Origin of the sequence: Nocardiopsis mangrovi (assembly GCF_042653925.1) — a bacterium.
GTDB classification, from domain to species: Bacteria; Actinomycetota; Actinomycetes; order Streptosporangiales; family Streptosporangiaceae; genus Nocardiopsis_B; species Nocardiopsis_B mangrovi.
This window is the reverse complement of the sequence record NZ_JBHSFQ010000008.1, coordinates 154,886-180,425: the sequence shown is the minus strand read 5'-3', so window position 1 is coordinate 180,425 and position 25,540 is coordinate 154,886. Positions and strand designations below refer to the sequence as shown.

Annotated in this window: 33 protein-coding genes and 1 pseudogene; 15 read left to right on the top strand and 19 right to left on the bottom strand. The window is 74.7% G+C overall.

The genetic code is table 11. From position 1 onward, the window contains the following. Positions 1-54 precede the first annotated feature (54 nt). From ACFO4E_RS11565 to ACFO4E_RS11550, 4 genes are all read right to left on the bottom strand, one after another. Positions 55-750: an alpha/beta fold hydrolase gene (locus ACFO4E_RS11565; protein ID WP_378573765.1), complete on the bottom strand. Its 696-nt coding sequence runs from the start codon at positions 748-750 to the stop codon at positions 55-57. A gap of 438 nt (positions 751-1,188) precedes the next feature. Then, positions 1,189-1,722 carry a DinB family protein gene (locus ACFO4E_RS11560; RefSeq protein ID WP_378573763.1) on the bottom strand — a complete coding sequence of 178 codons (534 nt, stop codon included), beginning with the start codon at positions 1,720-1,722 and terminating at the stop codon, positions 1,189-1,191. Positions 1,723-1,810: 88 nt separating this feature from the next. Next, entirely contained in the window at positions 1,811-2,572 is a 762-nt protein-coding gene (locus tag ACFO4E_RS11555; RefSeq protein ID WP_378573761.1) for a hypothetical protein, read from the bottom strand. A gap of 167 nt (positions 2,573-2,739) precedes the next feature. Continuing rightward, positions 2,740-3,276, bottom strand: coding sequence for a DUF2087 domain-containing protein (locus tag ACFO4E_RS11550; protein ID WP_378573759.1), 537 nt, complete (start codon positions 3,274-3,276; stop codon positions 2,740-2,742). A 175-nt stretch (positions 3,277-3,451) separates the two neighbouring features. Here ACFO4E_RS11550 and ACFO4E_RS11545 point away from each other — a divergent pair, with 175 nt between their 5' ends. Continuing rightward, on the top strand, positions 3,452-3,895 hold the full coding sequence (locus ACFO4E_RS11545; RefSeq protein ID WP_378573757.1) for a type II toxin-antitoxin system PemK/MazF family toxin: 444 nt from the start codon (positions 3,452-3,454) through the stop codon (positions 3,893-3,895). Positions 3,896-4,098: 203 nt separating this feature from the next. Here the strand turns inward: ACFO4E_RS11545 and ACFO4E_RS11540 are convergent, their stop codons facing one another. Further along, positions 4,099-4,545, bottom strand: coding sequence for a MarR family winged helix-turn-helix transcriptional regulator (locus ACFO4E_RS11540; protein WP_378573755.1), 447 nt, complete (start codon positions 4,543-4,545; stop codon positions 4,099-4,101). 203 nt (positions 4,546-4,748) lie between these two features. Between ACFO4E_RS11540 and ACFO4E_RS11535 the strand changes: the two genes are divergently transcribed. Together ACFO4E_RS11535 and add are read left to right on the top strand one after the other, a co-directional pair. Then, positions 4,749-5,570 (top strand): SDR family NAD(P)-dependent oxidoreductase, encoded by an 822-nt coding sequence (locus ACFO4E_RS11535; RefSeq protein ID WP_378573753.1) that lies wholly within the window; start codon positions 4,749-4,751, stop codon positions 5,568-5,570. 167 nt (positions 5,571-5,737) lie between these two features. After that, entirely contained in the window at positions 5,738-6,742 is a 1,005-nt protein-coding gene (gene add, locus ACFO4E_RS11530; protein WP_378573751.1) for an adenosine deaminase, read from the top strand. A gap of 13 nt (positions 6,743-6,755) precedes the next feature. Here add and ACFO4E_RS11525 read toward each other — a convergent pair whose 3' ends face one another. Then, positions 6,756-6,920 carry a hypothetical protein gene (locus tag ACFO4E_RS11525; protein WP_378573749.1) on the bottom strand — a complete coding sequence of 55 codons (165 nt, stop codon included), beginning with the start codon at positions 6,918-6,920 and terminating at the stop codon, positions 6,756-6,758. Between the two features lie 298 nt (positions 6,921-7,218). On the opposite strand from ACFO4E_RS11525, the gene ACFO4E_RS11520 reads away from it, so the two are divergent. Continuing rightward, positions 7,219-8,394 (top strand): aminotransferase class V-fold PLP-dependent enzyme, encoded by a 1,176-nt coding sequence (locus ACFO4E_RS11520; protein ID WP_378573747.1) that lies wholly within the window; start codon positions 7,219-7,221, stop codon positions 8,392-8,394. Positions 8,395-8,422: 28 nt separating this feature from the next. Here the strand turns inward: ACFO4E_RS11520 and ACFO4E_RS11515 are convergent, their stop codons facing one another. From ACFO4E_RS11515 to ACFO4E_RS11490, 6 genes are all read right to left on the bottom strand, one after another. Beyond that, positions 8,423-8,710, bottom strand: coding sequence for a tail fiber domain-containing protein (locus tag ACFO4E_RS11515; protein WP_378573745.1), 288 nt, complete (start codon positions 8,708-8,710; stop codon positions 8,423-8,425). 71 nt (positions 8,711-8,781) lie between these two features. After that, positions 8,782-8,979, bottom strand: coding sequence for a hypothetical protein (locus tag ACFO4E_RS11510; RefSeq protein WP_378573743.1), 198 nt, complete (start codon positions 8,977-8,979; stop codon positions 8,782-8,784). A gap of 133 nt (positions 8,980-9,112) precedes the next feature. Next, positions 9,113-9,877 (bottom strand): type I methionyl aminopeptidase, encoded by a 765-nt coding sequence (gene map / locus ACFO4E_RS11505; RefSeq protein ID WP_378573741.1) that lies wholly within the window; start codon positions 9,875-9,877, stop codon positions 9,113-9,115. A gap of 390 nt (positions 9,878-10,267) precedes the next feature. Further along, positions 10,268-10,678 (bottom strand): DUF6221 family protein, encoded by a 411-nt coding sequence (locus ACFO4E_RS11500; protein ID WP_378573739.1) that lies wholly within the window; start codon positions 10,676-10,678, stop codon positions 10,268-10,270. Next, positions 10,675-11,100 (bottom strand): HD domain-containing protein, encoded by a 426-nt coding sequence (locus tag ACFO4E_RS11495; protein ID WP_378573737.1) that lies wholly within the window; start codon positions 11,098-11,100, stop codon positions 10,675-10,677. Before ACFO4E_RS11495 ends, ACFO4E_RS11500 begins: the two co-directional genes overlap by 4 nt. 68 nt (positions 11,101-11,168) lie before the next feature. Next, positions 11,169-11,771: a TetR/AcrR family transcriptional regulator gene (locus ACFO4E_RS11490; RefSeq protein ID WP_378573735.1), complete on the bottom strand. Its 603-nt coding sequence runs from the start codon at positions 11,769-11,771 to the stop codon at positions 11,169-11,171. A gap of 205 nt (positions 11,772-11,976) precedes the next feature. On the opposite strand from ACFO4E_RS11490, the gene ACFO4E_RS11485 reads away from it, so the two are divergent. The 3 genes from ACFO4E_RS11485 to ACFO4E_RS11475 all read left to right on the top strand — a co-directional run bounded on the left by ACFO4E_RS11485 (position 11,977) and on the right by ACFO4E_RS11475 (position 13,941). Then, entirely contained in the window at positions 11,977-13,128 is a 1,152-nt protein-coding gene (locus ACFO4E_RS11485) for an FAD-dependent monooxygenase (RefSeq protein ID WP_378573733.1), read from the top strand. An 85-nt stretch (positions 13,129-13,213) separates the two neighbouring features. Next, positions 13,214-13,612 (top strand): MerR family transcriptional regulator, encoded by a 399-nt coding sequence (locus tag ACFO4E_RS11480; protein ID WP_378573731.1) that lies wholly within the window; start codon positions 13,214-13,216, stop codon positions 13,610-13,612. After that, positions 13,609-13,941 carry a thioredoxin family protein gene (locus tag ACFO4E_RS11475; RefSeq protein WP_378573729.1) on the top strand — a complete coding sequence of 111 codons (333 nt, stop codon included), beginning with the start codon at positions 13,609-13,611 and terminating at the stop codon, positions 13,939-13,941. Before ACFO4E_RS11480 ends, ACFO4E_RS11475 begins: the two co-directional genes overlap by 4 nt. Before the next feature lie 56 nt (positions 13,942-13,997). Here the strand turns inward: ACFO4E_RS11475 and ACFO4E_RS11470 are convergent, their stop codons facing one another. Then, complete coding sequence (locus tag ACFO4E_RS11470; protein ID WP_378573727.1) at positions 13,998-14,609, bottom strand: TetR/AcrR family transcriptional regulator; 612 nt, start codon at positions 14,607-14,609, stop codon at positions 13,998-14,000. Positions 14,610-14,696: 87 nt separating this feature from the next. On the opposite strand from ACFO4E_RS11470, the gene ACFO4E_RS11465 reads away from it, so the two are divergent. Then, positions 14,697-15,578, top strand: coding sequence for an NAD(P)-dependent oxidoreductase (locus ACFO4E_RS11465; protein WP_378573725.1), 882 nt, complete (start codon positions 14,697-14,699; stop codon positions 15,576-15,578). 149 nt (positions 15,579-15,727) lie between these two features. On the opposite strand, the gene ACFO4E_RS11460 is transcribed toward ACFO4E_RS11465, so the two are convergent. After that, on the bottom strand, positions 15,728-16,912 hold the full coding sequence (locus ACFO4E_RS11460) for a cytochrome P450 (protein ID WP_378573723.1): 1,185 nt from the start codon (positions 16,910-16,912) through the stop codon (positions 15,728-15,730). A gap of 347 nt (positions 16,913-17,259) precedes the next feature. Here ACFO4E_RS11460 and ACFO4E_RS30170 point away from each other — a divergent pair. The 3 genes and pseudogenes from ACFO4E_RS30170 to ACFO4E_RS11450 form a co-directional block, all read left to right on the top strand. Beyond that, positions 17,260-17,450, top strand: a pseudogene (locus ACFO4E_RS30170) (DUF4132 domain-containing protein); the annotation flags it as partial. 294 nt (positions 17,451-17,744) lie between these two features. Then, a complete protein-coding gene (locus tag ACFO4E_RS30165; RefSeq protein ID WP_465263131.1) occupies positions 17,745-18,257 on the top strand; it encodes a DUF7737 domain-containing protein in 513 nt (170 codons plus the stop codon). A gap of 132 nt (positions 18,258-18,389) precedes the next feature. Continuing rightward, positions 18,390-18,842 (top strand): nuclear transport factor 2 family protein, encoded by a 453-nt coding sequence (locus ACFO4E_RS11450; RefSeq protein ID WP_378573721.1) that lies wholly within the window; start codon positions 18,390-18,392, stop codon positions 18,840-18,842. Between the two features lie 103 nt (positions 18,843-18,945). Here ACFO4E_RS11450 and ACFO4E_RS11445 read toward each other — a convergent pair whose 3' ends face one another. Further along, on the bottom strand, positions 18,946-20,307 hold the full coding sequence (locus tag ACFO4E_RS11445) for an MFS transporter (RefSeq protein ID WP_378573719.1): 1,362 nt from the start codon (positions 20,305-20,307) through the stop codon (positions 18,946-18,948). Between the two features lie 349 nt (positions 20,308-20,656). After that, positions 20,657-21,268: a TetR/AcrR family transcriptional regulator gene (locus ACFO4E_RS11440; protein ID WP_378573717.1), complete on the bottom strand. Its 612-nt coding sequence runs from the start codon at positions 21,266-21,268 to the stop codon at positions 20,657-20,659. Between the two features lie 170 nt (positions 21,269-21,438). Here ACFO4E_RS11440 and ACFO4E_RS11435 point away from each other — a divergent pair, with 170 nt between their 5' ends. Both ACFO4E_RS11435 and ACFO4E_RS11430 read left to right on the top strand, forming a co-directional pair. Further along, on the top strand, positions 21,439-22,626 hold the full coding sequence (locus tag ACFO4E_RS11435; RefSeq protein WP_378573715.1) for a cytochrome P450: 1,188 nt from the start codon (positions 21,439-21,441) through the stop codon (positions 22,624-22,626). Beyond that, a complete protein-coding gene (locus tag ACFO4E_RS11430; protein WP_378573713.1) occupies positions 22,623-22,838 on the top strand; it encodes a ferredoxin in 216 nt (71 codons plus the stop codon). Before ACFO4E_RS11435 ends, ACFO4E_RS11430 begins: the two co-directional genes overlap by 4 nt. Positions 22,839-22,864: 26 nt before the next feature. Here the strand turns inward: ACFO4E_RS11430 and ACFO4E_RS11425 are convergent, their stop codons facing one another. Further along, the gene (locus ACFO4E_RS11425; RefSeq protein WP_378573711.1) at positions 22,865-23,551 is read right to left on the bottom strand and encodes a permease prefix domain 1-containing protein; all 687 of its coding nucleotides are present in this window, start codon (positions 23,549-23,551) and stop codon (positions 22,865-22,867) included. Continuing rightward, on the bottom strand, positions 23,548-23,895 hold the full coding sequence (locus tag ACFO4E_RS11420; RefSeq protein WP_378573709.1) for a PadR family transcriptional regulator: 348 nt from the start codon (positions 23,893-23,895) through the stop codon (positions 23,548-23,550). Before ACFO4E_RS11420 ends, ACFO4E_RS11425 begins: the two co-directional genes overlap by 4 nt. Before the next feature lie 91 nt (positions 23,896-23,986). On the opposite strand from ACFO4E_RS11420, the gene ACFO4E_RS11415 reads away from it, so the two are divergent. Both ACFO4E_RS11415 and ACFO4E_RS11410 read left to right on the top strand, forming a co-directional pair. Further along, positions 23,987-24,463, top strand: coding sequence for a hypothetical protein (locus tag ACFO4E_RS11415; protein WP_378573707.1), 477 nt, complete (start codon positions 23,987-23,989; stop codon positions 24,461-24,463). Next, positions 24,460-24,750, top strand: a complete 291-nt coding sequence (locus ACFO4E_RS11410) for a hypothetical protein (RefSeq protein WP_378573705.1) — start codon at positions 24,460-24,462, stop codon at positions 24,748-24,750. The genes ACFO4E_RS11415 and ACFO4E_RS11410 overlap by 4 nt, the downstream gene beginning before the upstream one ends. Before the next feature lie 119 nt (positions 24,751-24,869). On the opposite strand, the gene ACFO4E_RS11405 is transcribed toward ACFO4E_RS11410, so the two are convergent. Continuing rightward, complete coding sequence (locus ACFO4E_RS11405; protein WP_378573704.1) at positions 24,870-25,505, bottom strand: hypothetical protein; 636 nt, start codon at positions 25,503-25,505, stop codon at positions 24,870-24,872. Positions 25,506-25,540: the final 35 nt, after the last annotated feature.

Sequence of the window (25,540 nt, the reverse complement as noted above, 5' to 3'; positions counted from 1 at the left end):
GCCACGCGGCCTCACTCGTCCAACAGCGCTCTGAGGCCGTACATCCGAAGTGGATCAGGTCGTAGCGGCGAGTTCGCCGAGGTGCCGGGCCGTGCCGGCGGGATCGACGATCTGGTGGAGGTGGGCGCCGGGCAGGTGCGCCACACGCCAGCCGCGTCCGCGTGCCTCGGCGGCGAGGCGGTCATAGGGAGGGCCGAACAGCACGTAGGAGCAGGGGTGGTCGTCCCAGCCATTGGGGACCGGGACGTGCTGCTCGTAGTAGGACAGCGGCAGGGTGGGCTGCTCCTCGACGACCATCCGCCGCATCGCCGGATCGGGGAGCAGGGCGGCGACGTCCGCCTCGTCCCACCAGTCGCTCCAGCGCGGCAGCCTGCCGTTGACGGCCATCGGCCGGAGGGACTCCAGCAGTTCGGGTGAGACGACAGGGGTCGGTCCGGTCCGGGCCGGCAGCGCGGCGTCGACGAAGATCGAGCCGGCGACCGGATGGTCGAGGCCCGAGCGGATCGCCGGGAGGAACACGCCCGCGTTGCTGTGTGCCACGAGCGTGACGGGGCTGCCGGCCGGGACCTGCCGGAGGCGGTCGCGGACGGCACTGACGACGCGGGGCCAGAAGGGCGCGGCGCCGGTGCCGATGTGCAGCAGGGACGGCACCCGTACCCGGTGTCCCGCCGACGTCAGCTGTTCGGCAACGGGGCGCCATGTCGAGGGACCTACCGACGGACTGTGCACGAGAACGAAGACCGGCCGCATGTGGCGATCCTGGCGTACATGCCATCGCGGACGCGATGGTCTCGGCTGACGGCAGAACGCGTGGACTTCGAAGGAGCTCACACACCGACGCTGTCCGGCCATTCGCGACCATTCGTCGATGGGCGGCCGATCCGCTGGCAGGTGCCGTCCCGCTGCCGGTGTCGAACAGGTCGCGCACCCGCCCCGGCGAGGGCACCGTGCGGCGCGGCGACCAGTCCACGGCGACCCTGCTCCTGCTCTACCTGCTCTCGCCGCCGGCGGCGTGGCGGCTGGTCGTGCTGCGGCCGGTCTACCGGGGTGCCGACCTGCCGCCGCGTCTGCGGATGGAGCACCCGCGACGGTGCCGAGGTGGCCTGGGCGTCCGCGCCGCCGGAGGCCACCCCGGAGAAGCGCGGCGCGGGCGCCTGAGCGGAGGTCGTCACACGGGAGTTCGGCCGGTCACGCCTGACCCGCCGAGGCGGCGCGCACCATCCGGAGCTGGCCGATCTCCGTGGCGTTCTTCATCAGCTCGGCGTTGGCCCAGGCCAGCGTGTGGGCGACGGTCATCTCCGGGTCGCCCTGCCATGGGAACGGCGCGGGGGCGTCGAGGTCGGCGTCGGTGATCCCGTCGAGCACCGAGAGCCACTCGTCGCGCAGGCCCCGCAGCCACTCGATGGCCGCCGGGCCGTCGCCCGGCCATGTGATCTCGGTGCGGTCGCGCGGCGTGCGCCCCTGGAGGTGGTCCAGGGCCACCGACCACCACCAGCCGATGTGCCAGGTGATCCAGCCGATCGTCGGCACCGGAACGGGGTCGGGCTCGGTCTCCTCGAAGTCGGGCGTCCACGTCCCGTCCTCGTTCCGCCGCACCGTCCAGTGGACGGGGGCGGGCTCCCACAGGGCGTCCGCCGGCTCCAGGCGGTCCAGGTGGTATTCGAACAGCGACCAGGTGAAGTCGAACTGCCAGCGCAATAGGTCACGGCGGGAAACAGGCATGGGCCACACCCTGGCAGATGGGCTCCGGGACCGGAAGCGGTTTTCGGCCGCCGCACCGCGCGTCCCGGGCCGGGTGTCGCGGCGGGGCCTACCGGCGCCGGTGGCGGGCGAGGGAGACCAGGAAGACGGTCGCGAACACCAGCAGGACCGGGCCCGCGGACACCAGGGCGATCCACCCGCCGGGGATGGACGTCCGCTCGTCGACCGCTCCGGTGAGCACCGCGACCAGGATGACGGCCATCTGCACCAGGATCGTCACCAGCGCCGCCGCCCGGGCACGCGTGGCCGCCGCCCTGATGGCACCGCCCCTCCGCTTCCGCGCCTCCGCCTTCGCCATCGCCGCCTCGGCCACGGGCAGCGGCCGCCAGTCCGGACCGCGCCGCCGCTCCCACATCCGGCGCAGGGCGGCCGCCTCCTCGCTCACCGACCCCCCGCGTCCGTAGCCGACGTGGGGCAGGGTGGTCGTACCGCCGCCGCGGTCGTACACCACGACGATCCCGCCGGGCCGCTCCCTGCCGCGCGTACCGGCGGCGGCCGCACGGGCCGGGCCGTTCTCGATCTCGATGGCCTGGACGTCCTGCCAGGCTGTCCGCCGGGCGCGGAGCCTGCGGACGACGACCGCGTCGGGGCCGGCGGTGGTCGAACTCCGCCAGAAGACCACCATCGTGAGGCCGGCCGGCGGCGCCACCAGCGCGGTCAGCGCGAGCGCGAGGGCCAGGGGCATGTCGGCGGTGAAGAGCGGTCCCAGTACCGCGACGGCGCCGCCCCCGAAGAAGACGGTGACGAACACGGACATCGCGACCGGCGCCCGGTATCTGCGGACCTCTCCGCCGTCGTCCGAACCGGCCATGCTCCACCCCTGCCCGCACCCGGGTCGGCCGTCCGGCGCCCCGGCTCGAAGCCGACCGACCGACTGACCGACCGACCGACCGGAACTCTACAGTTCGCCCCCGTTGGGGGCCACGGCGTGATTCCGGCTGTTCGCGGTGCCCGCGCCGCACGCGGTCGCGGGCCCTCTCAGGTGCACTCGTAGGCGGTGCCCGTGGCGTCGCGGCGCAGGAGCCCGTGGTCGACCAGCGCCCGGCGCAGGCTGACCCAGTCGTCCAGCCACTCCGCGCACAGCGCGTTGACCTTGGGCTCGGAGTAGGTCTCGCCCGCCGCGAACACCTCGGCGACGACCTCCAGCACGCGGGCGCGCACCGCCGGGTCGCCCGGGATCGCCGTGAGGCGGCCCCGCCGGAAGTAGGCGCCCGCGCCGTCCCCGGTCCTGCGGCCCGAGACGCGCACGTCCGCCGCGACGGCCCTGCGGAACGCGTCCTCGACGAGGACGTGGGCCCGCGCCCCCTCGTCGAAGGCGGCCAGTCCTCCCGCTGTCAGCTTGTGCAGGGCGGAGGCGGCGGCAGCGGGCCGCAGCCCCGCCGCGTCGGCGATCTCGCGGGGGGTCGCCGCTCCGAGGACGAGGGCGGCGAAGGCCGCCCGCCGGTCGGACTCGGCGAGCAGGCCGACGATGTCGCCGCAGGACGGCGGGCGTTCGTCGGGGACGGTCGGGGACATGGGGCCACCTTCGGTTCTCGGTCGGGGAGGCGGGGCCGCCTCCGGTCGGCATCGGAGGGCGGATCCGCCCTTGCACCGAGACCCATGGATAGCAGGAACCGGCGCGGAACATGTCGGATTTTCCGCCCGCCCGCCGCCGGAGGGGCGGCCCCGGCGGGTGCGCTAGGCTCCCCGCGTGCGAGAACGACGAGGAACCGAAGACGTCCACCCCCACCGCGGCGCCATCCGCGAGGTCCCGACCGGCCGCCATGCGACCAGGCTGGTCTACGCCCCCGACCGCGACGGCCGGGCCGACGCCGGCGAGGTCGTCTGGACCTGGGTCCCGTTCGAAGAGGACCCGGCACAGGGCAAGGACCGCCCGCTCCTGGTCGTGGGCGCCGCCCGCGGCATGCTGCACGCGCTGATGCTCTCCAGCCGCGAGCCCGATGATCGGGAGGAGCACGACTGGATCGAGCTGGGCTCGGGGCCGTGGGACTCCAGCGGGCGCAACTCCTACCTCGCGCTGGACCGCCTGTTCGAACTCGACGAGAACGACATCCGGCGCGAGGGCGCCGTGCTGGACCTCGAACGCTTCCAGGCCGTGGCCGCCATCCTGCGCGAGCGCTACGGCTGGACCTGATGCGAGGGGGGTCGCGCGCGCTGTCCGCGGCCCCCACACCCGTGCCGCGCCCCTGATGCCGTCACGGCCGCCGCCATCGCTCCGGAGCGCCCCGACGGGGCCGGCCGTGCCGCACGCGTGGACCGGAACCGGGACTCCGCCGCCGCGATCGCCGCCACCGCGACCGGCGCCGTCGTCGCCGCCGCGACGGCCGGCTGATCGGCTCAGCGCCGCGGAGTGTCGGCCTGCCCCTCGCCGTGGCCCAATATCCGCTGGAGGATGCCGGCGAGGAGGGCCAGTTCGTCGGGGTCGCAGCCGGCGAACGGGCTCGCGTCCAGGACCGCGCGGATGACGCGCTCGCGTGCGCGCCGGCCCTCGTCGGTGAGGACGACGACCCGTGAGCGCCGGTCTCCGGGCGCCACGTCGCGCGTGACGAAGCCGCGCTCGGTCAGCTGGTTGACGATGAAGCTGAGGTTGGGCGCGTTGCAGTACAGCCGGTCGGCCAGCACCTTCATGGAGGGCGCGGGCCGTTCGGGGTCGATCGCCCACAGTGCCTGAGCGGTCGAATGCGTGAGCCCGAGTCGGTCGAGCGCCCCGGTGATCCGGTCGCTGGTCAGCATGGCGACCTCGTGGCCGGCCCGCACCACCGTCTCAAGAGACTGGTCCGTCATGCCCGAAGACTAGCAGTTCGCTTCGAGGCTCGAATCTGTTACGGTGAAAAATAACTTCGAGGTTCGAACTATTCCTATGTCCCTCGAACGCACGCCATTCCCACCTGCCCGGATCCGGGCCCCGCCCCCACACCCGTCCGCAACGGCCGGCGCCTTCGCGTGCCGTGGCCGGCCGTGCCCACCGTCTTAGAAAGCGACATCCCATGAAGAGCTATCGCGGCATCACCGCACTCGTCACCGGCGCGTCGAAGGGGATCGGCGCGGCCTACGCCCACGAACTCGCACGCCGAGGGGCGCATCCGGTGCTCGTGGCACGCTCCGGCGACGCGCTGCGCCGGGTGGCCGACGACATCGCCCGGTCCCACCAGGCCGACGCCACGACCGTGGCGGCCGACCTCGCCGCGCCCGGCGGGGTGGAGGGGCTGGTCGCGGAGCTGGACCGCCGGGACCTCACGGTCGACCTCCTGGTCAACAACGCGGGTTCCGGCGCCGTCGGCCCGTTCCTGACCTCCTCGCTCCGGCGCCATGAGGACTCGGTCGACCTCAACGTCACCGCGCTGATGCGCCTGACCCATGTGCTCGGCGGCCGCATGGCGGCGCGTGGGCGCGGCGGGATCATCAACGTGGCGTCCACCGCCGCCTTCCAGCCGATGCCGTACCAGGCCAGCTACGCGGCGACGAAGGCGTTCGTGCTGTCGTTCACCGAGGCGCTCGCCGAGGAGCTGCGCGACACGGGCGTCCGGGTCATGGCGGCGCACCCCGGAGCCACCGCCACCGGGTTCTTCGACGGCACCACCGCCGAACTGAAGCCGTCGTTCGCCGACGCCCCGCAGGCCGTCGCCGCCGCGACCCTGAAGGCCTACGACCGGGGTGCCGTCAACGCCTACCCGGGGCGGGCGGTCACCAGGCCGATGACGTGGGCCGGACGGGTGCTGCCCCGCGTCGCCGCGGCCCGGCTCACCGGGCGCCTCAACCGGGTTCTGGAGCTCGACCGCGCCCGCGAGATCGACGGAGCGGAGCGGTAGCGGCGATGGCGGAGGGCCGGCACCCGCCTGTACTTCCCGGGGGCCGCCCGGCCCCGCCTCGCGGCACCGCCTCCCGGCGGGGTCCGTCCGCAGGCCGGGGCCCGCGCCGGGCCGCGGACGGAAAATCCCCGTGCGTGCCCGTTGCAACGCGTCTAGGCTGATCGATCGTGCGCGACATCATCCGGTTGCCAAAGGCCCACCTGCACGTCCACCTGGAGAGCACGGTGCGGTGGGAGACCCTGCGCGAGATCGCACGGGACAACGGTGTCGAGGTCCCCGCTCCGCCCGAGGGCGGCCGCGCGGCGGCGTTCGCGGGCTTCCGCGCGTTCGCCGACTACAACGCGCTGGTCCGCGCGTGCCTGCAACGGCCCGAGGACTTCACCCGCATCGCCCGCGAGTTCTGCGCCGACGAGGCGGCCCAGGGAACCCGCTACACCGAGGTGACGTTCACCGCCGCCTCCCACGGCGACCGGCTCGGCCGACCGGAAATGCCGCTGGAAGCGGTCCTGCTGGGCTTGGAGGAGGGGCGGGCCGCCCACGGGATCGAGTACCGGGTGCTGCTCGACCACTCGCGCCGCCGCTCGGTCGAGCGCGCCCGCCGCACCCTCGACCTGGCCGTGCGCTACGCCGGCGACGGGGTGGCCGCAATGGGGATGGCGGGGGAGGAGTCCTATCCCCTGGCGCCCTTCACGGCGGTGGTGGACGAGGCCGCCGAGCGCGGCGTGCGCCTGGTGCACCACGCGGGCGAGGCGTGCGGTCCCGACAGCATCCGCGAGGCCATCGGGCCCGGGCGCACCGAGCGGCTGGGGCACGGCATCCGCGTGCTGGACGACCCGGACCTGGTCGCGGAGGTGCGTGAACGGGGCATCCCCCTGGAGGTGTGCCCGTCGTCCAACGTCGCCCTGGGGTTCGCCGACTCCCTCGAAGCCCACCCGCTGCCGCGGCTGCGCGCGGCCGGGCTCGCCGTCACGGTGAACACCGACGTCCCGGCCATCGTGGCCACCACGCTCACGCGCGAGTACGCGCTGCTGCGCGAGGTCTTCGGCTACGACGACGCCGTCCTCGCCGATCTCGCGCGCGCCGGAGCCGACGCCTCCTTCGCCCCCGAGCCCATCCGCGAGCGCCTGCGCCGCGGCATCGACGCCTGGCTGGCCGAGCCCGCCGCGGGCTGAGCGCGCGGCGGGTTCAGCCCGCGGCGTCGTAGCGCTCCTGCGCCGCGGTGATGTCGGGGGAGCGCGCCGCGATCCAGCCGACCAGCCCCCGCATGTGCGCGGCGAGTTCCCCGCCGACCCGGACGCCGCTCGGCGCGCGGGGGCACCGGCGTGCCGACCTTTCTGTTCGGCGGGACATACCGGGCGTCCGGCGCCCAGCCGACCGCCTTCCTGACGGAACTCCTGCACCGCACACTGCGGCAGGCGGGGGACGACGGCGGGCGGGCCGGAGCACTCCCGATCACCTAGCGACGGCGGATCGGGGCATCGCGACGGCCCGACCCCTCCGGCATGGTGACGCGGCTGCGGGTGCGGACGGCCGCTTACGCGCGGCACCCGCCGGGTAACCTCCCGGCGATCACCCCGCGCGGCGGCCGGGCCCTTCCCTTGCGGTGCCGCCCGTCGCGGCGGGCGGCACCGATCCTCCGGGAGGACATGTGCTCGACCTCGATGCGCTCCGCGCCGACACCCCCGGCTGCCGCGACCAGGTCTTCCTGGACAGCGCCGGCTCCTCGCTGCCGCCCGGCCCCGTCCTGGAGGAGGTCATCGGCCACCTGCGCCGCGAGGCACGCGTCGGCGGCTACCGGGCGGCAGGGGAGCGCGCGGACGACATCGAGGGGGGCCACGCGGTCCTCGCCGACCTGCTCGGCTGCGCCCCCGACGAGGTCGCCTTCACCGACAGCGCCACCCGGTCCTGGCTGTCCCTGCTCGACTCCGTCCCCCTGGCGCCCGGCGACCGGGTGCTCATCAGCGAGGTCGAATACGGCGCCAATGCCGTGGCGCTGCTGCGGCTGGCCGAACGCAACGGCACCACCGTCGAGACGGTGCCGTCCGACGGCGACGGCGCGCTGTCGGTGCCGGCCCTGCGGGCGATGCTCGATGAGCGTGTCGCGCTCGTCTCCCTGGTGCACGTGCCGACCAACAGCGGCCTGGTCAACCCCGTGCGCGAGGCCGCCGAGGCCGCGCACGACGCCGGCGCGCTGGTGCTGCTCGACGCCTGCCAGTCGGTCGGCCAGCTCCCCGTGCGCATGGAGGAACTGGGCGTGGACATGCTCTCGGGGACCGGCCGCAAGTGGCTGCGCGGGCCGCGGGGGACCGGCTTCCTGGCCGTGCGCCGCGCCTCGGCCCACCGGTTGTGGCCCCGGCTCATCGACCACTCCGGGGCGGAGTGGGAGAGCGCCGGGACCTACCGGCTGCGCGGCGATGCCCGCGCCTACCAGCTGTGGGAGTTCGGGGCGGCCGAGCGCCTGGGGCTGATCGCCGCCGCCCGCTACGCCCTGGACCTGGGGATCGCGGAAATCGCGGCGGCGGTGGCCGACCGCGCCGCGCGGCTGCGCTCGGGGCTGGCCGAGATCCCGGGGGTGGCCGTGCGCGACATCGGCCGCGAGCACGGCGGCATCGTCACATTCACCCGCGCCGGGGTGCCGGCTCCCGACGCGGCCGCGGCACTGCGCGAGCGCGGGATCGCCGTGACGGTCAGCTCGGCGGCCACCACCCGGATCGACATGGCGCGGCGCGGGCTGGAGACGGTGGTGCGGGCCTCGCCGCACTACTTCGTGTCGCACACCGACATCGACACCGCGATCGGGGCGGTCGCGGCGCTGAAGCCCTGAGCCGTCCGGGGCGGCGCCTTGGGGCAGGTCAGCCGGTGGCGGAGTCGCCGCCGCGGAGGGTGCCGATTTCGGCGCGGAGCCGGGCGACGTCGGCTTCCAGCTCGCCGACCAGGCGGTACAGGGCCTGGATCGACACCAGGGCGACCCCGCTGGCGTCGACCACCGGAATGGCGGTGTCGCCCTGCCCGAACCCGAAGGCGGCGTGGAAATCCTGGGCCATGGGGCCCAGGTGGCGCACGTGATCGGGTTCGGAGTCGTAGCGCCAGGTGGAGATCGGCAGCGCGGCGACCTTGTCCAGGACCTCGAAGCCGTTCACCGCTTCGTGCCGGCGGGGGGAAGGGGGAGCCGCCCCGTCGCCGGGGCGGCTCGTGTGACGGCGGAGCACGGTCAGCGGCTCCAGTCGACCGGGGTGACGTCGCTCTTGGCGGCGCGGTCGCTCGTGATGCCCAGGAGTCCGGTGACGGTCTCCAGGACCGGGGCGAGGTTGGCCGACGCGGCGTGCGACGGGCCCGCCAGCGCGGCGGTGCCCGCGACGGCGGCGGCGACGCCGGAGATCAGGATGGCGACGCGTTCACGGATACGCATGATTCCCCCTCGGGTAAGCACTCTATGACTTTGAGTAGTCGAGAGGCTACCTTACGTGACGCGCGGTCGTGTCCGTTCCCACGCGGCGCGGGCACGGGGCTTCGCGCGGACACCGCGGCCGTCCACCGGCGCGCTACACCGCCGTGAGCACCAGCGGGCCGTCCTCGGTGATCGCCACCGTGTGCTCGGCGTGGGCGGCGCGGCTGCCGTCGGCGGTGTAGACCGTCCAGCCGTCCCGGTCCAGGCGGTAGCCGTCGCCCCCGCGGGTGAGCATGGGCTCCAGGGCCAGGACCAGGCCCGCGCGCAGGGGGATCCCGCGTCCGGCCGGGCTCTCGTTGGGGACGTGCGGGGCCTCGTGCATCATCCGCCCGATCCCGTGGCCGCCGTGGTCGGCGGTCATGCCGTACCCCTCGCGGCGGGCCACCCCGGCGATCGCGTGGCCGATGTCGCCGAGGCGCGCCCCGACCCGTGCCGCGGCGATGCCGGCGTCCAGTGCCCGGCGGGTCGCGTCGATCAGCGCCTCGTCGTCGGGGTCGGGGGTGCCCACGGTGAAGGTGACCGCCGCGTCGGCGCACCAGCCGTGCAGTCGGGCCCCGCAGTCGATGCTCACCACGTCGCCGTCGGCCAGGCGCCGGTCGGTGGGGATTCCGTGCACGACGGCGTCGTTGACGCTGGCGCAGACGGTGCCGGGGAAGGGCGGCAGTCCGGGGCCGCTGCGGTGGCCGAGGAACAGCGGGTCCGCGCCGGCGTCGGTGACCACCTTGGTCGCGATGTCGTCCAGGTCGCGCACGCGCGCCCCGGGTGCGGCGTGCGCCCGCACCTCGTCCAGGGCGCGCGCGACGATACGCCCGGCCGCGCGGATCTTCACGATCTCGGCGGGGGACTTCAACTCGACCATGCCGGCCTCCACGCGGGGGGATCCAATAACTATGCCGGTATGAGTACCACGGTCACGGTACGGGTTCCGCTGATTCCCCGGGAACGCGCCCGCGGCGAGCGCTCGGGCCGCCTCATGCGCGGGGCGCGCGGCCCGTGCGGCATGACCGTCGACACCGCCCGGGTGGCCCGTGCAGGTCCCGGCGGCCACGGCGGCCCGTGCGCGCCGAACCGCGGTGCGGCGGCTCTCCGCCTCTTCCAGGTCCGGCGACCCGGCCAGGTCGAGCGTTTCGGCGCGGCACGGGGCGGCCGGATCGCGCGAGACGGGCCGGATGCGACCGTCGATCCCCAAGGCGATCAGGCCGCCCCGGCCCCGGACGCGCGGCGCGAGCGCCGCCGCTGCGGTGGCCGGTCAGGACCGCCAAGCGGGGTCGAAGTCGGGGTGGTGGGCGTATGCGGAGGCGAAGCGGAGTACAACGGTGCGGTACACCTCCGGATCGCCGGACGCGAAGGCGTCGAGGACCGCCCGCTTGGCCGCGGCCTCGGCCAGCGCGCGGGCCGGGTGGTGGCGGGCGATGTGGGCGGCGTCCTCCGGGGCGATCGGCTCCTCGCCGCCTCCGGTCCGGGTCCGGTGGCCGTCGCGCACGACCCATGGGCCGCGTACCCACCGCGACCCGGCGATCGCCTGCTCCCCGCCATCGGGCGCGACGGTCACCACCTCGGGCTCGATGTAGTCCCACACCTGCCACCGCTCACCGGTGGCGGCCCGGGCCACGCGCTCGTCCTCGTCCAGGCGCGCCGACAGGAACTCCTCGGCCGTCACGCCGACAGCACCGCCCGGGCCCGGGCGTACTTCGTGCGCAGGCGGGCCGCCTTCTCCCGTGGGAGGAGCGCCAGCCGGGACTCGTCGGAATTGTGGGCGTTGTCCGCCAGCTTGACCAGCCGGCCCAGGGGGTCGGCGGCGGCGCGCCGGACGGCTTCGTCGTAGGGCTCGCCGGGGCGCTTGGTCACCGCCGCCACCGCGGACACCACGTCCTCGGGGATCCCCCACAGGCGCAGGTCGTCGACCGTGACGCCGGTGTCCTCCACGATGTCGTGCAGGACACCGGCCATCTGCGCGTGCTCGCCGTGCCCGGCCAACAGGTCGCGCACTGCCGTCACGTGCTCGATATAGGGCCGCCCCGCCTGGTCGACCTGCCCCGTGTGGGCGAGTGCGGCGAGCCGGGTCGCGCCGTGCAGATCCATGACCGCTCCGTCCCCGTCGTCCTGCTCATGTCGTGCGGCGGCGCGTCATCGGCTCCCGCCCGCGGTGGTCACCGGTGGTGTTCCGGGGTCGCGGCGTCGGCGGTGAGGGCGGCGACCAGCCGCCCGATGCGGGCGCGTGCGGCGGGCTCCGCGGTGTCGGAGAGCACGAGGTGGTGCACCGCCCCGACCAGGGCGAGCGCCAGGGACCCGGGGTCGGCGGCCGCGCGGACGCGGCCCAGGCGCTGCTCGGCTTCGAGATAGGCGGCGGCCGCGCTCTCGACCGCCTCAAGGCCGGCCGTCCTGTCGCCGAGGACCGCGCGCACGCGCCCGGTCAGCCCGGGGCGGGCGGCCATCAGCCGGGCCAGTGCGGCCAGGGTGGCCGGCGGTGTCGAGGTGAGGGCCCCGGTCAGGTTCGCGGCGACCGTCCGCGTGCCCGCGCGCCCGGGCAGGGCCGCCGCCGCGGCGGAGATCTGGAACGCGCGGTCGACCGCGTAGGCGGCCAGGAAGTCGTCCATATCAGCGAAGTGGGCGTAGAGCAGCCCGGTGGCGACGCCCGCCTCGCGCGTGAGGGCCCGGCCGGTGAGACCGCCGGGTCCATCGCGGACGATCACCCGCTCGGTGGCCGAGAACAGCTGCTGCCTGAGCTCGGGGATGGCGACTCCGCGTGGCATGTCAGGCAGTCTAGGCGCCTGGTGGGCGGCGGGCGCGGCCGGGACCAGGGGCACGCGGTCCGGTTTGCCAAAGAATGAGCAACTGCTCATACTCTATGAGCGTTTGCTCATTCCAGGTTTCCGGTTCGGTTCGGGGGTTGCGGTGACAGGTATCGACAACGGTGCGCGGCGCGGTGGCGGCGGGAGTGCCGGCCGGAAGCGGGCGGTGATCGTCGGCGCCGGTATCGCCGGCCTGGCGGCGGCGCTGCGGCTGCACCGCGCCGGATGGGAGCCGATCGTGGTCGAGCGCGCCCCCGCGCGGCGCAGCAGCGGCTACATGGTGAACCTGGTCGGATGGGGGTACGACGCCGCCGAGGGCCTCGGCATCCTCCCCGCGCTGACAGGCCGCGACCTCGGCGTGTTCACCACGGTCATGGTCCGGGCCGACGGACGGCCGAAGTTCACCGTCCCGCCCGAGATCGCCGAGGCCGCGGTGGGCAAGCGGGCGCTCACCGTCTTCCGCGGCGACCTCGAATCCGCGCTCTACGAGGCCGTGCGCGACACCGTCGAGATCCGGTTCGGCACCACCGTCGCCGACGTCGAGCAGAGCACGGCCGAGGTCCGCGTCGGCCTCAGCGACGGCACCACCGAGCGCGCCGCCCTCCTCATCGGCGCCGACGGCCTGCACTCCGGCGTCCGCGCGGCCGTGTTCGGCCCCGAGACCGGGTTCCGCGTCGACCTCCAGCACGTCGTGGGCGCGTTCCCGCTCGGCGGGGTCCCCGAGGGGGTGGCGGAGGGGTCCGGCACCACGTTCATCGGACCCGGGCGCACCGCGGCGATCATCAGCCTGGGACCGGACCGGTCCTCGGCGTTCTTCACCTACCGCACCGGCGACGCGGGGGCCGAGCTGGAACGGGGGCCCGGCCGCGCCCTCGCGGCGGCGTTCGGCGACCTCGGCGGAGGCGTCCCCCATGCGCTGCGCCGCCTGGCCGCCGATCCGGCCGCGGCGTACTTCGACTCCGTCAGCCAGATCGCCATGGACCGGTGGAGCGACGGCCGGGTCGTGCTGCTGGGCGACGCGGCCTGGTGCGTCACACTGTTCGCCGGGTACGGCGCCGCCCTCGCGCTCAGCGGAGCCGACCGGCTCGGCGCCGCCCTGGAACGGCACGGCTCCGACGTCCCCGCTGCGCTGGCCGGGTGGGAGGAGGGGCTGCGCCCCGAGGTCCGCAAGCGGCAGGCGCTCGCCCGCACGGGGATGCACCGCTTCGCCCCGCCCAGCCGCGCCCACGTGTTCATGAGCGAGATGACGATCCGGGCCATCCTGGTCCCGGGCGTCCGCGGACTCGTCCAGCGCGGCATCCGGCGCGCGAACCGCTAGCCCCGGGCGGCGCGCCCTCCAAGCCGGCGCCGGCCTGGCGGTCTCCCTTGCCTTGACCTGGGCGTCAAGGTCTAACGTCGGTCCCATGCGCATCGGCGAACTGGCGGAACGGGCGGGTGTCAGCACCCGGACCCTGCGGTACTACGAGTCCCGCGGACTCCTGCCCGGCCGCCGCGCGGTCAACGGCTACCGCGTCTACGGCGACGACGACCTCCGGCTCGTGGAGCAGATCCGCACGCTCCAGGACTTCGGGTTCGGCCTGGAGGAGACCCGGCCCTTCGTGGAGTGCCTGCGGGCGGGGCACCCGGCCGGGGACTCCTGTCCGGACTCGCTGGACGTCTACCGCGGCAAGCTCGTCGAACTCGACGCGCTGATCGACCGGCTGCGGGCGGTGCGCGCGCAGGTGGAGGCCCAGCTGCTGCGCGCCGCAACGGACGTGCCGGGCGCACCCGAACCACGATGCAACCTGGGAGGACCACGATGATCACAACGGCCGGCGTGGGCGAGGTCACCGACGCCACGTTCACCGACGAGGTGCTCGCCGCGGAGGTTCCGGTGCTGGTGGTGTTCACGGCCGACTGGTGCCCCTCGTGCCGCCGGCTCGCGCCGGTGCTGGGCGCCGTCGCCGAGGAGCTGGGCGGCCGGCTCGCGATCGTGCAGATCGACGCCGACGCCAACCCCCGGACCCCGGTCGACTACGGCGTGCTGGCGCTGCCCACCCTGGTGCTCTTCCGCGACGGGCGGCCGGTGGCGTCCCTGGTCGGCGCCCGCTCCCGGCGGCGGCTGCTCCAGGAGCTGGCCGACGCGGTCTGAAGGAGCGTTCCACCACCGCACATCGGGCCCGGCGGCCGCTGCCGCCGGGCCCCGCGCTATCGGTAGGAGTCGATGAGCCGGGCGAGGTGGCGCCCCGCGACGTAGAGGGGTTCCTCGTCCTTCGCCACCTGGGCGGCGAGTTCGGCGCCCTCGAGTGTGCTGATCACGGTCGAGGCGAGGTCGCGGGCGTCGCCGTCGGCGATGCCCGCGCCGCGGAGCTTGTCGGCGACCACCGCGCGCCAGCGCCCGAACGCCTCGGCGACGGCCCGCTGGATATCGGGGGTGCGGTCGACGGCGCCCAGGGCGGTGGCGGTGACGGGGCAGCCGTCGAGCCAGCCGGAGTCGCGCAGCCCCGCGGCGAGTTCGCGGGTGCAGGCCACGACCGCGCGCGCGGGGTCGGGGTCGGCGGCCAGCGATGACCGCAGGAGGTCGGCGAACTCCTGCTCGCCGTGGCGGATCGCGGCCGTGGCCAGCTCCTCCTTGCCGCCGGGGAAGAAGTGGTAGATCGAGCCGAGGGTGGCATCGGCCGCGCGGGAGATCTGCTTGATCCCGGTCGCGTCATAGCCCTGCCGCTGCATGAGGCGCGAGGTCGCCCGGACGATCCGCTCGCGGGTGCCGAGGGCTGCGCCGCCCGCCGCCGGGGCCCGCTGTTCAGTACCGGTGGTCACCCCCGCAGCCTACCGGATAGAGCGTTCGTTCTAGAAGCGTGCTAGGTTCCCCTCTGAATAGATCGTTCGTTCTAGAAGGGGTCAGTCATGACTCAGCAGGCAGTGACCGTCATCGGCCTGGGACCCATGGGCCGGGCCATGGCGAACGCGTTCCTGGACCGCGGGCACCGCGTCACGGTGTGGAACAGGACCCCGTCGCGGGCCGACGAAGCCGTCGCCCGCGGAGCCGTCCGCGCCGCCACCGCCGCCGAGGCGCTGAGGGCCGGCGAGCCGGTCGTCCTCAGCCTCACCGACTACGCCGCGATGTACGACGTCCTCGGGCCGGCCGCGGACGCCCTGGCCGGCCGCGTCCTCGTCAACCTCAGCTCCGACACCCCGGGCGAAGCCCGCAAGGCGGCGGAGTGGGCGCGGCGCCACGGCGCCCGCCAGCTGACCGGCGGAGTCCAGGCGTCTCCCTCGGGCATCGGCGTACCGGGGTCGGCGACCTTCTACAGCGGTCCGCGGGAGGTCTTCGACGCCCACCGGGACACCCTCGAAGTCCTCACGGCGGCCGACTACCTGGGCGCCGACCCCGGCCTGGCGGCGCTGTACTACCAGTTGCAGATGGACACCTTCTGGACGTCCATGCTCAGCCATCTGCACAGCCTGGCCGTCGCCCGCGCCAATGGGATCCCGGCGCGGGAGCTCCTGCCGCACCTCTCGGCCACGGCGGCCTCGGTCCCCGGCTTTCTGGAGTTCTACGCCCCGAGGATCGACGCGGGCGACCACGCCGGCGACGTCGACCGGCTGGCCATGGGAACGGCGAGCGTCGACCACGTCGTGCACACCGCGCGCGACGCGGGCGTGGACGCGGCGCTGCCCGAGGCCGTCCTGGCGGTCTTCCGCCGCGGCATGGAACAAGGGAGGGCCGGCGACAGCTTCACCAGCCTGATCGAGGTGTTCGCCCGCGACGCCCGGGACGCCGCCTGAGCCGGGCGGGCCGGCGGCCGGAGCGGGTGGAGGCGGGCTGATCGCCGGGGACGCCCGACGGCCTTCGGCCCGCCCCTTCCCGGCCGGGGCCGCGAGCGCGTCGGCGACGGCCCGACGCCATCGGGCCCCTCGCCGGCCGCCGCCCCCGCTCACCATCGCACCGGGATGCGGGTGGGCTTGCGGTTCATGAGGTCGTCGCGCCACGCGAGCCGCGTGCGCGCGACCGCCAGGCGCATCCGGGGGAACCGCTCGGCGAGCTCCGCGATGGCGACCCTCAGCATCAGCCTGCCCAGCGCGCTGCCGGGGCAGCTGCCCGCGCCGTGGCCGAACGCCAGATGGCCCTTGGTGTCGCGGCGCGGGTCGAAGCGGTCGGGGCGGGGGAAGGCCGCCGGGTCGCGGTTGGCCATGTCGGCGCTGATCAGCACGAGGTCGCCGGCGCGTATCGTGAGGCCGCCCAGCTCCATGTCCTGCCCGGCGACGCGCTGGAGCGCACCGTGCAGGAACAGGGAGTGGCGCAGCGCCTCTTCGCTCACCGCGGGGATCGCGCCGGGATCCCGCCGGAAGCCCTCCAGCGTCCCGGGCCGGTCGAGCACGGTCACGAAGGTGTTGGCCAGCACGCTGGTGGCGCTGACGTGGCTGGATTCGAAGAACCAGGCGAGCGCGTCGGCGAGCCGCGTCGCATCGACACGGTCCGCCTGAGGGCGTGCCGCGTTGCCGTCGCGATAGCCGCGGGCGACACCGTCGGGCAGGTCCGGGCGCTCCAGCAGGGCGCTGAAGTAGTCGCGCAGCCGCTGCCAGTCGGCCAGGTAGTCGCCGACGTCGCGCCGGTGGATCGACATCACGCCTTCGGACAGCTCCGCGAGGCGCTCCCCTTCGGCGAGCGGCATCCCGATCAGGCGGCAGCTCACGGCGATCGGGAACCTCCGCGCGTAGCGGGAGTACAGGTCCGCGGGCGGCGGGGACGCGGCGACCTCGTCGAGCATGGACCGCGCGGCCGCGCGCGCCCAGGGTTCGAGCTCGGCCAGCCGCGGAGGCGCGATGGCGCGCACGAACTCCTTGCGCAACCCGGCGCGGGCGATGGCCTCCATCGAGGAGACCGTGTCCGCGGCCATTCCGAACGTCTCCGCGGCTCCCTGGGGATCGGCTCCGCGCGCCGGGGCCAGGCGCCCGTCCTCCAGCGCCCGGACGGCCATCGTGTGGCCCGTGATGAGCCACGCCTCGGCCGAAGCGGTGCGCACGCGGGCGATGGGACGCGTCTGCTGCAGCCGGCGGCACTCCGGACTCACGACGTCGCCGCGGGCCGAGAACGGGAAGTAGGGCAAGGTCTCGTCCATGGGAGTCCTCCCTCCTGCGCTGGGGGCACACCAGGTCCTCGCCGGTCGGCGCGGTGCGGAAACCCGATGGTCGGCATGTCCGCGCACGTCGTCGCGCGTTGTGGGACAAGGGCGGGCGGATGGGGTGCGGCGGGCGGGGATCGGCCCTGTCCGCTACCGGCCGTAGGGGCGAGCCGCATCGGGACAGTTGAGGGCGGCGGGGCGGCGGGGGCCGCCGGCCGTACCCCACGTGGGGCCCGCGTCAGGGGGCGCATGTCGGTGTTCGGCTCTAGCCTCACAGCGTGACGCTACTGATATGCGCGGATGAGACGACATCGGGCGGCCGCGAAGCGGTGCCGGCGCTCGACATGGCGGGCGAGCCGGTGGCGGCGGAGGGCACCGTGCGGCTGTGGCACCCGGTGGGCCGCCCCGTCGAAGAGGTGACGGCCTGGCGGGAGCGACTGGAGCGGGAACGCGTCACCCAGCCCTTCAAGCAGGCCACCGCGAGGTCTACCTGCTCACCGACGCGGAACGGCGTACCGCCACCTACTCCGACCGCTTCGCCGGGCACATCCTGCGCCAGTACGCGTTCCGCTCACTGGCGGCCGAACGCGGCTGGCACGACGCGGACCTCCGCATCTGCCACCACGACCACTACTATCCGCCCGCCGTTCGCGAACTGCCCGAGTGGCGGATACGCGCCGAGTACTGGGTCCGGGGTGAGGGCGCCACCGAGGACGCCCCGACCGCGGATTCGGGTGCCTACGAGCTGCTGGCCGCCGACCAGGTGCGCTTCTATCCGATCGACGCCCCGCAGAACCTGTCCGGCACCTCGGACGACCGCGGATTCTCCATGCACGGTCCGGTGAGGGCGGAGCCGCTGCCGCTGGAGGACATAGCGCCCCGGGTGCTCAGCGAGGTCCTGCGGGATGTGGACCTGTTCGTCGGCGTCACCAGCGTCGGAAACGACCCCGAGTGGCGGGACGGCGGCCCCGAGGGGCGCTACCGGCGATACTGGTCCTCCTACAGCACCGGATCGCTGAGCGAGACCGCCCGGACGCGGCGCGACCTGCTGGCACGCCTGCTGCCGCGGCTGGCCGTCGGCGACCGCTGCCGCGTGGAGGACCGCTTCCTGCACGTCACGGGGGAGCTGCACACCTACAAGATCCACCTGGGCTCCGGAAACGTCCTGATGGACCAGGGCGACCGGTACCTGTGCATCGTCCCGGGCGGCGCGACCGCCGGTGCCCCCGGCACCTATCTGCCGTTCGAGGGCGACCGGATGCTGTCGGTCATCCTCAGCAAGGCGCTGCTGCTCGCCGACGACACGAAGATCACCGACCCCGCGATCCGCAGCCAGCTCTAGCACGGGGAACGGCCATCGCGCCGGCGGCCGGCCCGCGGGCCGGCCGCCGGCGATCTCGGCGCATGCCGTGGAGCGTATGCTGTACGGTTCACTGTACGATCGACAATATCGCGGATCCAGGAGGACAGGACGATGGCCGATGTGCACGGCACCGCCGAGGCGTGGTCGACCGGGTATACGCCCACGGAGGAGGAGCGGGAGAGCCTTGCGGAGTGGTTCACCCGCTACGACGGGCTGGCCGCGCGGGGTGACGCCGAGGCGATGGCCGACATGGCGGTCTTTCCGCTGAACGCGGTCACCGATGACGGGGCCGGAACGGGGTCCGCGGCCCAGTCGGACCGGGCCGAGTTCATCCGCTCCACCCGGGAGTCGCTGGGCCGGGTGGAGGGGGAGGTGTCCTTCGACTCGACCCGGACCCCGTTCTTCCTGAGCGGGGCGCTGGCGGTCGTGTTCACCGGCTCCACCATGACCGTGGGCGGCGAATCCACGCGGCTGCACTACGCGGACGTGCTGATCCGCAGCGGGGGCGAGTGGCGGTTCCAGACCATGGTCCAAGGCGGCTGGGGCGCTTCCGCGGACGGCTGACCGGCCGGTCGCATCCGCACCGTGCCGCGGCGTCCACGGGCGCGCTCACCGGAGTGTGCGCCCGTGGACGGGCCGCGGACGGCGGCGGGGCTCACCCGTCGGCTCAGCCGGGGGTCCGGCCGCGCAGCAGGACGATCACGGTGACGGCCGCCGCGGCGGCGACCGCACCGAGGGCGGCGCCGACGGTGTGCAGGGCGGTGGTGAAGCCGGGACCGTCGAGCCGGCCGCCGCTGAGGACGGCCAGTGCCGTGCCGACCACCGCCAACGCCACGGTCTCCGTCGCCAGGCGCGCGGTGTTGAACAGGCCGGCGGCGGTACCGGCCTGCTCGGTGCGCACACTGGAGACGGCCAGGCCGTCGATGACCCCCGTGGTCAGCCCGACGCCCGTTCCGATGAGCAGCAGAGGCGCGGCGAGCTGCCCCGGGGTGCTGTCGGCGCCGGCCGTGACGAGCAGGGCCGCCCCCGCCCCGCTGAAGACGAGCGCCCCCGCGACGAGGGCGCCGCGCGAGCGGCGGGCGACCACCGCACCCACCGGCGGCAGCACGACCGAGGGCACGGTGAGCATGAGCAGCCAGGCCCCCGCCTCGCCGGCGCCCAGCCCGACGACGGCGATCAGGTACGACGGCAGGTAGACCAGCAGCGGAACCATGACCACCATCAGCACCCCCGCTGCCAGGGAGAACGCGACGAACGGCCGGTTCGCCACGAGACCGAGGTCGAACATCGGGTCGGCGCAGCGCCGCTCGGCGGCCACGAACCCGGCGCTCAGCCCGAGCACGGCCACGAGGCCGGCGACGACCACCGGGTCGGTGAAGCCGAGCGACGGCGCCTCGACGAGCACGAAGATGAGCAGCATCAGCGCGGCGGTGAACAGTGCCCCGCCCGCCCAGTCCACGCGCCGCCCCGCCGCCCCGGGCAGGGGCGGGAGCAGGGGGCACAGCAGCAGGACGAGAGCGGACAGGGTGGCGGGCACCGCGAAGACGGCCCGCCAGTCCGCCGCGGCCACGAGCGCGCCGGAGACGGTCGGGCCGAACGCGAGACCGGCGCCGAGCACCGTTCCCAGCAGCCCGAACGCGCGGGCGCGCGCCGGGCCGTCGAACGTCGCGGCCAGGATCGACGACCCCGCCGCCGTGGTGGCGGCCGCCCCGACGCCGGCGACCGCCCGCGCGGCGATGAGCAGGGCGATGTCGCCGGCCAGCGCGCACGCCAAGCTGCCGGCGCAGAACAGCGCCACCCCGGCGGCGAACATGCGCCGCCGCCCGACGAGGTCGGCGAGCGAGCCGCCGAAGGTCAGGAACCCGGCGAAGCAGGCGTTGTAGCCGTTGACGACCCACTGGGCCGCCGCGAGGTCGGCGCCGAGGCCGCCTTGGAGGCCGGGCAGCGCGACGGCGGCTCCGGTGATCGTCAGTGGGACGGTCACCAGGGCCAGCAGAACGGTGCTGAGGGTGAGTGCGTTCCGGTTCACCGCGGGCCCCCTGCGGCGGGGGAGTGGGTGCGGCCGGGAACGGCGGAAGCGGTCGAGAGGCGGTGGCGGCCGGTGTGCCGGCGGCCACGGGTCGGACAGGGATGCACAGAGGACTCCGTGGATCGAGCGCGGAGCCGGGCAGCCCGAGGGGCCGCACCGGCGGTGGACGCTGATGCGGCGGAGCGTGGAAAGGAGAGGTCACGCCGCCGCTAGGGGCGGCACACTCTGTTCGACTCTGGCACGGGCGTGAACCTACCCGAAGCCGGGGCGGCGCGCATCCGGTTTTCGGGTGGGGAGGCGGCGGGCCGGACCGGGGGGCGGGGTCCGGCCCGTTGCGGACGGGCCCCGGTCAGAACGCGTGCAGCCCGCGCAGCGCGATGTCCCGCCCGCACCGCATGGCCTCGAAGAGCCGGTCTCGGGACTCGTCTCGCTCCATGCTCGCCAGGGCGGCCCCCTGGATCGCGCCCACCATGGCGCCGACCGCGGCTCCGGCGCTGATCGGGTCGAGCTTGTCGGGGAAGGCGTCGGCCAGCGCCCCGGCGATCCGCCGCTGGAGGTCGGACGACAGGTGCAGGGCCTTGGCCTGGAGGGCGGGCACGGTCATGAGCAGTTCGGTGTAGGTCTCCATCAACGCTTTGTCGCGGCTGCCGACGCCTTGGTCCAGATAGTCGTCCATCATCGCGTCGTAGACCCGCTCCAGCAGGTCGGTCATGCCGTCGTCGGGGTGCCGGTCGGCGATCACCGCCAGAACGACGTCGTTATATCTGCGGTAGTCCTCGAAGAGGACGTCCTCCTTGCTGGGGAAGTGGTTGAAGAACGTCTTCGTGGCCACGTCCGCGGCCGAGGCGATCTGGGCGACGGTCGTCTGCTCGTAGCCCTGCTCGGCGAACATCCGGATCGCCGTCTCGGCGATCAGCCGCCGGGTCTGTCGTTTCTTGCGCTCGCGCCGTGACTCATCCATACGCGAATTTTACACCCAAGCTAACGTTGCTCCCATTGCATGCTTACACTCGATGTAGTTTCATGTGATCGCGGTCGAGCCGGCCCCGGGTCCCCGGCTCGCGCCGCACCCCAGACCCCAGGACACGGGCGGCCACCGCTGGGCGGCCGCCCGGCTAGGACGGCGACACGATGACGACCACCGAACCCCTGACCTTCCCCCTGCACAGCCCCGGCCCCTTCAGCCTCCCCGATGCGATCACGGCGCTGCGCGGGGAGCGCACGATCGCGCCCGTGCGCTACCCCGATGGCCGGCCCGGGTGGGTGATCACCCGGCGGAGCACGATCCGCTCCGTTCTCGCCGACCCGCGGTTCAGCGCCCGGCAGGAGCTGCGCAGCACTCCGTTCAGCGGCCAGGACACCACCCCGCCCGCCCCGCCCGGCATGTTCATCGGGATGGACCCCCCGGACCACACCCGCTACCGGCGCCTGCTCACCGGGCAGTTCACCGTGCGCCGCATGCGCCGGCTGACCGCCCGCATCGAGCAGATCGCCGAGGAGTGCCTGGACCGCATGGAGGAGGCCGGCCCGCCGTCGGAGCTGGTGCGCGACTACGCCGCGCCGATCCCCGCCCAGATGATCTGCGAGATGCTCGGCGTGCCGACCGACGACCGGGACCGCTTCCAGCAGGAGGTCACCGACCTCTCCCGCCCCGACGCGGCAGAGGTCAAGCAGCGGATCCTGATGTCCATCAACGGCTACCTCAGCGAACTCGTGGCGCGCAAGCGGGCCGAACCGGCCGACGACCTGATCAGCGGGCTCATCGAGGACGGCCGCGACCTCACCGACACCGAGGTCGTCAGCATGGCCTTCATGCTGCTGGGCGCCGGGTTCGACACCACCACGAACCTGCTGGGCCTGGGCGTCTTCGCCCTCGTGCAGAACCCGGAACAGATCCCCCTGGTCACCGACCCCGCGACCGTCGACAACGCGGTCGAGGAGCTGCTGCGCTACCTCCCGATCGTCCCCGGGACGATCCGCGCCGCCCTGGAGGACGTCGAACTCGAAGGCGTCACCGTCCGCAAGGGGGAGAGCGTCCTGGTCTCGCTGCCCGGCGGCAACCGCGACCCCGAGCGCTTCACCGACCCCGACACCCTCGACCTGGCCCGGTCCGCGGCCGGCCACGTGGCCTTCGGGCACGGTGTCCACCAGTGCCTGGGCCAGCAACTCGCGCGGGTGGAGATGCAGGTCGGCTTCTCGGCCCTGTTCCGCCGGTTCCCCGACCTGCGGCTGGCGGTGGAGTCCGAGGACGTGCCGCTGCGCGACGACATGGTCATCTTCGGGGTCCACGGACTGCCCGTGACCTGGGGCGCGCGGTGATCCGGATCCGCGCCGACCGCGACGCCTGCGTCTCCGCGGGGATGTGCGTGCTGACCGCCCCCGGCGTCTTCGAGCAGGATGACGACGACGGCCGCGTGGTGGTCGCCGACCCCGCGCCCGCGACGGAGGAGCTCCGGCGCGGCGCGCGCGAGGCGGTCGGCCTCTGCCCGTCGCGGGCGCTGAGCCTGGACCGGATCCCCGGCGGCGACTGAGGCGTCACCGGGGGACCGCACCCCCTCTACCCGTCTGCCGAAGCGGCGGCGGGAGGGGCGCCGGCCAGGCGGGCGCAGTGGCGGCAGGCGCGTGCCGAAGCCGCCACCGTGCCGTGCGCGGTCGCCGTGAGCAGCCCGGCGAGGGCGACCAGCGGCCAGTCGGCGGTCAGCGGGGTGGCGACGGCCATGGTGATCGTGGCGACCACCATGGCCACGCTGGCGGTGGTGGCGGTCCAGGCCATCGCGAGGGGCAGCCGGTCGGGAAGGGCGAGCCGGCGGGCGAGCCCGCCGGTGGCGGCCATGGCCGCCGCGGAGACCACGGCGGCGGCGATGGTCACCCCGGCCGGCAGCAGGGCCGTGGGCGGCGGCGGCCACGCGGGGTCGTGCCCGGCGCTGACGATCAGGTACCAGCAGGCCATCACCAGCGGCACAGCGAGGGCGACGGCGGCCGCGGTGCGCCGTGCCTGGGCGATGGTCAGCTCGCGCTGGCAGCCGGGCGCGACCTCCTCGACGGTCCCGAACCCGCGGACCGCCTCGCGGGCGGCCCGCTCGCCGGCCATCCCGGCGCCGGCGTGCGCCGCCGCGGCGTCGGCGAGGCCGTCGCGCATTTCGGCGATCATCCGCGCCTTGGCCCGCGGCGGGCCGTGCAGGGCGGCCGACAGCGCCGCGATGTGGTCGCCGATGGGGTCGGCCGGCCCGCCGGCCGCCTTCACGAGGCGGTCCGGGGGGTGGCCGGGGCGGCGGGGTCCAGGACCGAGCCGATCGCGCTGGTGAACTCCTGCCACGCCGTGCGCTCGGTGACCAGGCCGCGCCGCCCCGCCTCGGTGAGCCGGTAGCAGCGCCGGCGCCGGTCGCCGACCGATTCCCAGCTGCTGCTGAGCAGCCCGATCCGCTCCAGCCGGTTCAGGGCCGGGTAGATGGTGCCGGTGCGCAGCTCCAGCGCACCGCCGCTGCGCTGCTGGACCGCGGTGATGATCGCGTATCCGTGCAGCGGCCCCTGTTCCAGCACGGCCAGCAACAGCCCGTCGAGGTGCCCGCGCACCGCGTCCGCTCTCATAGGTAGGCAGCCTACCTAACGAGTTCGCCGATGGTGTATCTATTGGGAGCGAACGTATTGGTAGCCAACATATCGACTCCGGAGGGCCACCGTGGCCGCATTCCTGTTGTCCGTGCACGTCATCGCGGCGATCCTGACGATCGGCCCGATCGCCGTCGCCGCCTCCCTGTTCCCGCGCTACGCGCGGCAGGCCGCTCAGGACGGCTCCGCCCCGGACGGACGCGCCGCCGGGATCGCCGCGCTGCTGCACCGCATCTGCCGGGGCTACGCGGTCGTGGGCATCATCGTCCCCGTCTTCGGCCTCGCCACGGGCGCGCAGCTCGGCGTCCTCACCGATGCCTGGCTGCTGGTGTCGATCGCGCTGACCGCTGTGGCCGCCGGCATCCTCGCGCTGGCGATCCTGCCCCACCAGCGGCGCATGCTCGCGCCGGACGCCGACACGGCCGCCGGCGGCGGGCCCCGCCGCGCAGCGGCGCGGCTCAGCGGCCTCACCGGCGCCTTCAACATCCTCTGGGCGGTCGTCGTCGTGCTCATGATCGTCCGCCCCGGCTCGACGACGGGGGTGTGATCCCCGTGCGCGCACTGCGGGCGGCCGCCGCCGTCGAGGCCGCCTCGCTCGCCGCCCTGCTCGCCAACCTGCTCACGGTGCACGCGCCGGCCGTCTCCTCGGTCACCGGCCCGACCCACGGCGCCGCCTACCTGGCGGTCATCGCGACGACCCTGGCGGTCACGGCCGCGCCGCGCGCCCGCCTCTACGCCGTCGTCCCCGGAATCGGCGGGCTGCTCGCCCTCAGCGCGATCCGCGCCCGCTCCCGCACCGGACCGTCCGAGACCGGCGGCCCCCGGCGGGGATGACGCCGGCCGCCCGCCGGGACGGCCGACGGCGACCGGTCCTCCCTCTTCCTCACTCCTCTTCCCCACCTCCGGCCCGACCGCCACCGCGGCCGGGCCGGAGGCGTGTCCGGCCGTACCCCTTACGCGGCGGCCGGGGTCCGGTCCCGGTGGCCGGCCGGCAGGCGGATCAGGGCGACGCCGTAGGCGGCGATCCAGGCGACCCACGGCAGCCACCCCGCGAGGCCGAGCAGGCCGAGCGGCCCGCCATGGTCGATGACCAGGGGAGCGAGGGTGGCCGAGCTGAAGAGCAGGCCGGCGGAGACCAGCCCGAGGACGGCGTGCCACGCGCGGATGAGGCCGGCGCGCAGGCCGCTGACGGACAGGCCGAGCAGGGCGAGCGCCAGGAACGTGCCGTTGAGCGTGAACAGCGCGTCGTGCAGCGCCCACAGCCCCGCGGTCGCGGCGCCGTTGCCGGGGGCCGTCGACGTGAGGGCCAGCCGGAGCGCGACGACCCCGGCGAAGGCGGCGTTCTGCAGGGCGAGCCTGGTGAACCCCAGCAGCGACCACGCCTCACCGCGGTCGCGCTCGCCGCCGCGCACGGCGGCCACCACGCCGGCGCCGAACACCGTGGCCAGCACCCACGCGGCGGGGGTGAGTGCGGAGGAGGCGCCGACGGTTCCGGCCCGCGCGGCGAAGAAGGCGGACACATCGGCGGGGTCGGCGCCGGTCTTGGGCAGGCCGGCGGGTACCGCGATCACGTTGGCGAGCACGATCATGGTGGCGAAGCCGAGGGCGGCGATGCCGTACAGCC

What these genes read in the sequence shown, in the direction of transcription:
- ACFO4E_RS11565 (WP_378573765.1), bottom strand. Translation starts at nt 750, where the DNA reads ATGCGGCCGGTCTTCGTTCTCGTGCACAGTCCGTCGGTAGGTCCCTCG.
- ACFO4E_RS11560 (WP_378573763.1), bottom strand. Translation starts at nt 1,722, where the DNA reads ATGCCTGTTTCCCGCCGTGACCTATTGCGCTGGCAGTTCGACTTCACC.
- ACFO4E_RS11555 (WP_378573761.1), bottom strand. Translation starts at nt 2,572, where the DNA reads ATGGCCGGTTCGGACGACGGCGGAGAGGTCCGCAGATACCGGGCGCCG.
- ACFO4E_RS11550 (WP_378573759.1), bottom strand. Translation starts at nt 3,276, where the DNA reads ATGTCCCCGACCGTCCCCGACGAACGCCCGCCGTCCTGCGGCGACATC.
- ACFO4E_RS11540 (WP_378573755.1), bottom strand. Translation starts at nt 4,545, where the DNA reads ATGACGGACCAGTCTCTTGAGACGGTGGTGCGGGCCGGCCACGAGGTC.
- ACFO4E_RS11535 (WP_378573753.1), top strand. Translation starts at nt 4,749, where the DNA reads ATGAAGAGCTATCGCGGCATCACCGCACTCGTCACCGGCGCGTCGAAG.
- ACFO4E_RS11525 (WP_378573749.1), bottom strand. Translation starts at nt 6,920, where the DNA reads ATGTCCCGCCGAACAGAAAGGTCGGCACGCCGGTGCCCCCGCGCGCCG.
- ACFO4E_RS11510 (WP_378573743.1), bottom strand. Translation starts at nt 8,979, where the DNA reads ATGCGTATCCGTGAACGCGTCGCCATCCTGATCTCCGGCGTCGCCGCC.
- map (WP_378573741.1), bottom strand. Translation starts at nt 9,877, where the DNA reads ATGGTCGAGTTGAAGTCCCCCGCCGAGATCGTGAAGATCCGCGCGGCC.
- ACFO4E_RS11495 (WP_378573737.1), bottom strand. Translation starts at nt 11,100, where the DNA reads ATGGATCTGCACGGCGCGACCCGGCTCGCCGCACTCGCCCACACGGGG.
- ACFO4E_RS11490 (WP_378573735.1), bottom strand. Translation starts at nt 11,771, where the DNA reads ATGCCACGCGGAGTCGCCATCCCCGAGCTCAGGCAGCAGCTGTTCTCG.
- ACFO4E_RS11480 (WP_378573731.1), top strand. Translation starts at nt 13,214, where the DNA reads ATGCGCATCGGCGAACTGGCGGAACGGGCGGGTGTCAGCACCCGGACC.
- ACFO4E_RS11475 (WP_378573729.1), top strand. Translation starts at nt 13,609, where the DNA reads ATGATCACAACGGCCGGCGTGGGCGAGGTCACCGACGCCACGTTCACC.
- ACFO4E_RS11465 (WP_378573725.1), top strand. Translation starts at nt 14,697, where the DNA reads ATGACTCAGCAGGCAGTGACCGTCATCGGCCTGGGACCCATGGGCCGG.
- ACFO4E_RS11460 (WP_378573723.1), bottom strand. Translation starts at nt 16,912, where the DNA reads ATGGACGAGACCTTGCCCTACTTCCCGTTCTCGGCCCGCGGCGACGTC.
- ACFO4E_RS30165 (WP_465263131.1), top strand. Translation starts at nt 17,745, where the DNA reads ATGCACGGTCCGGTGAGGGCGGAGCCGCTGCCGCTGGAGGACATAGCG.
- ACFO4E_RS11450 (WP_378573721.1), top strand. Translation starts at nt 18,390, where the DNA reads ATGGCCGATGTGCACGGCACCGCCGAGGCGTGGTCGACCGGGTATACG.
- ACFO4E_RS11440 (WP_378573717.1), bottom strand. Translation starts at nt 21,268, where the DNA reads ATGGATGAGTCACGGCGCGAGCGCAAGAAACGACAGACCCGGCGGCTG.
- ACFO4E_RS11435 (WP_378573715.1), top strand. Translation starts at nt 21,439, where the DNA reads ATGACGACCACCGAACCCCTGACCTTCCCCCTGCACAGCCCCGGCCCC.
- ACFO4E_RS11420 (WP_378573709.1), bottom strand. Translation starts at nt 23,895, where the DNA reads ATGAGAGCGGACGCGGTGCGCGGGCACCTCGACGGGCTGTTGCTGGCC.
- ACFO4E_RS11405 (WP_378573704.1), bottom strand. Translation starts at nt 25,505, where the DNA reads ATGATCGTGCTCGCCAACGTGATCGCGGTACCCGCCGGCCTGCCCAAG.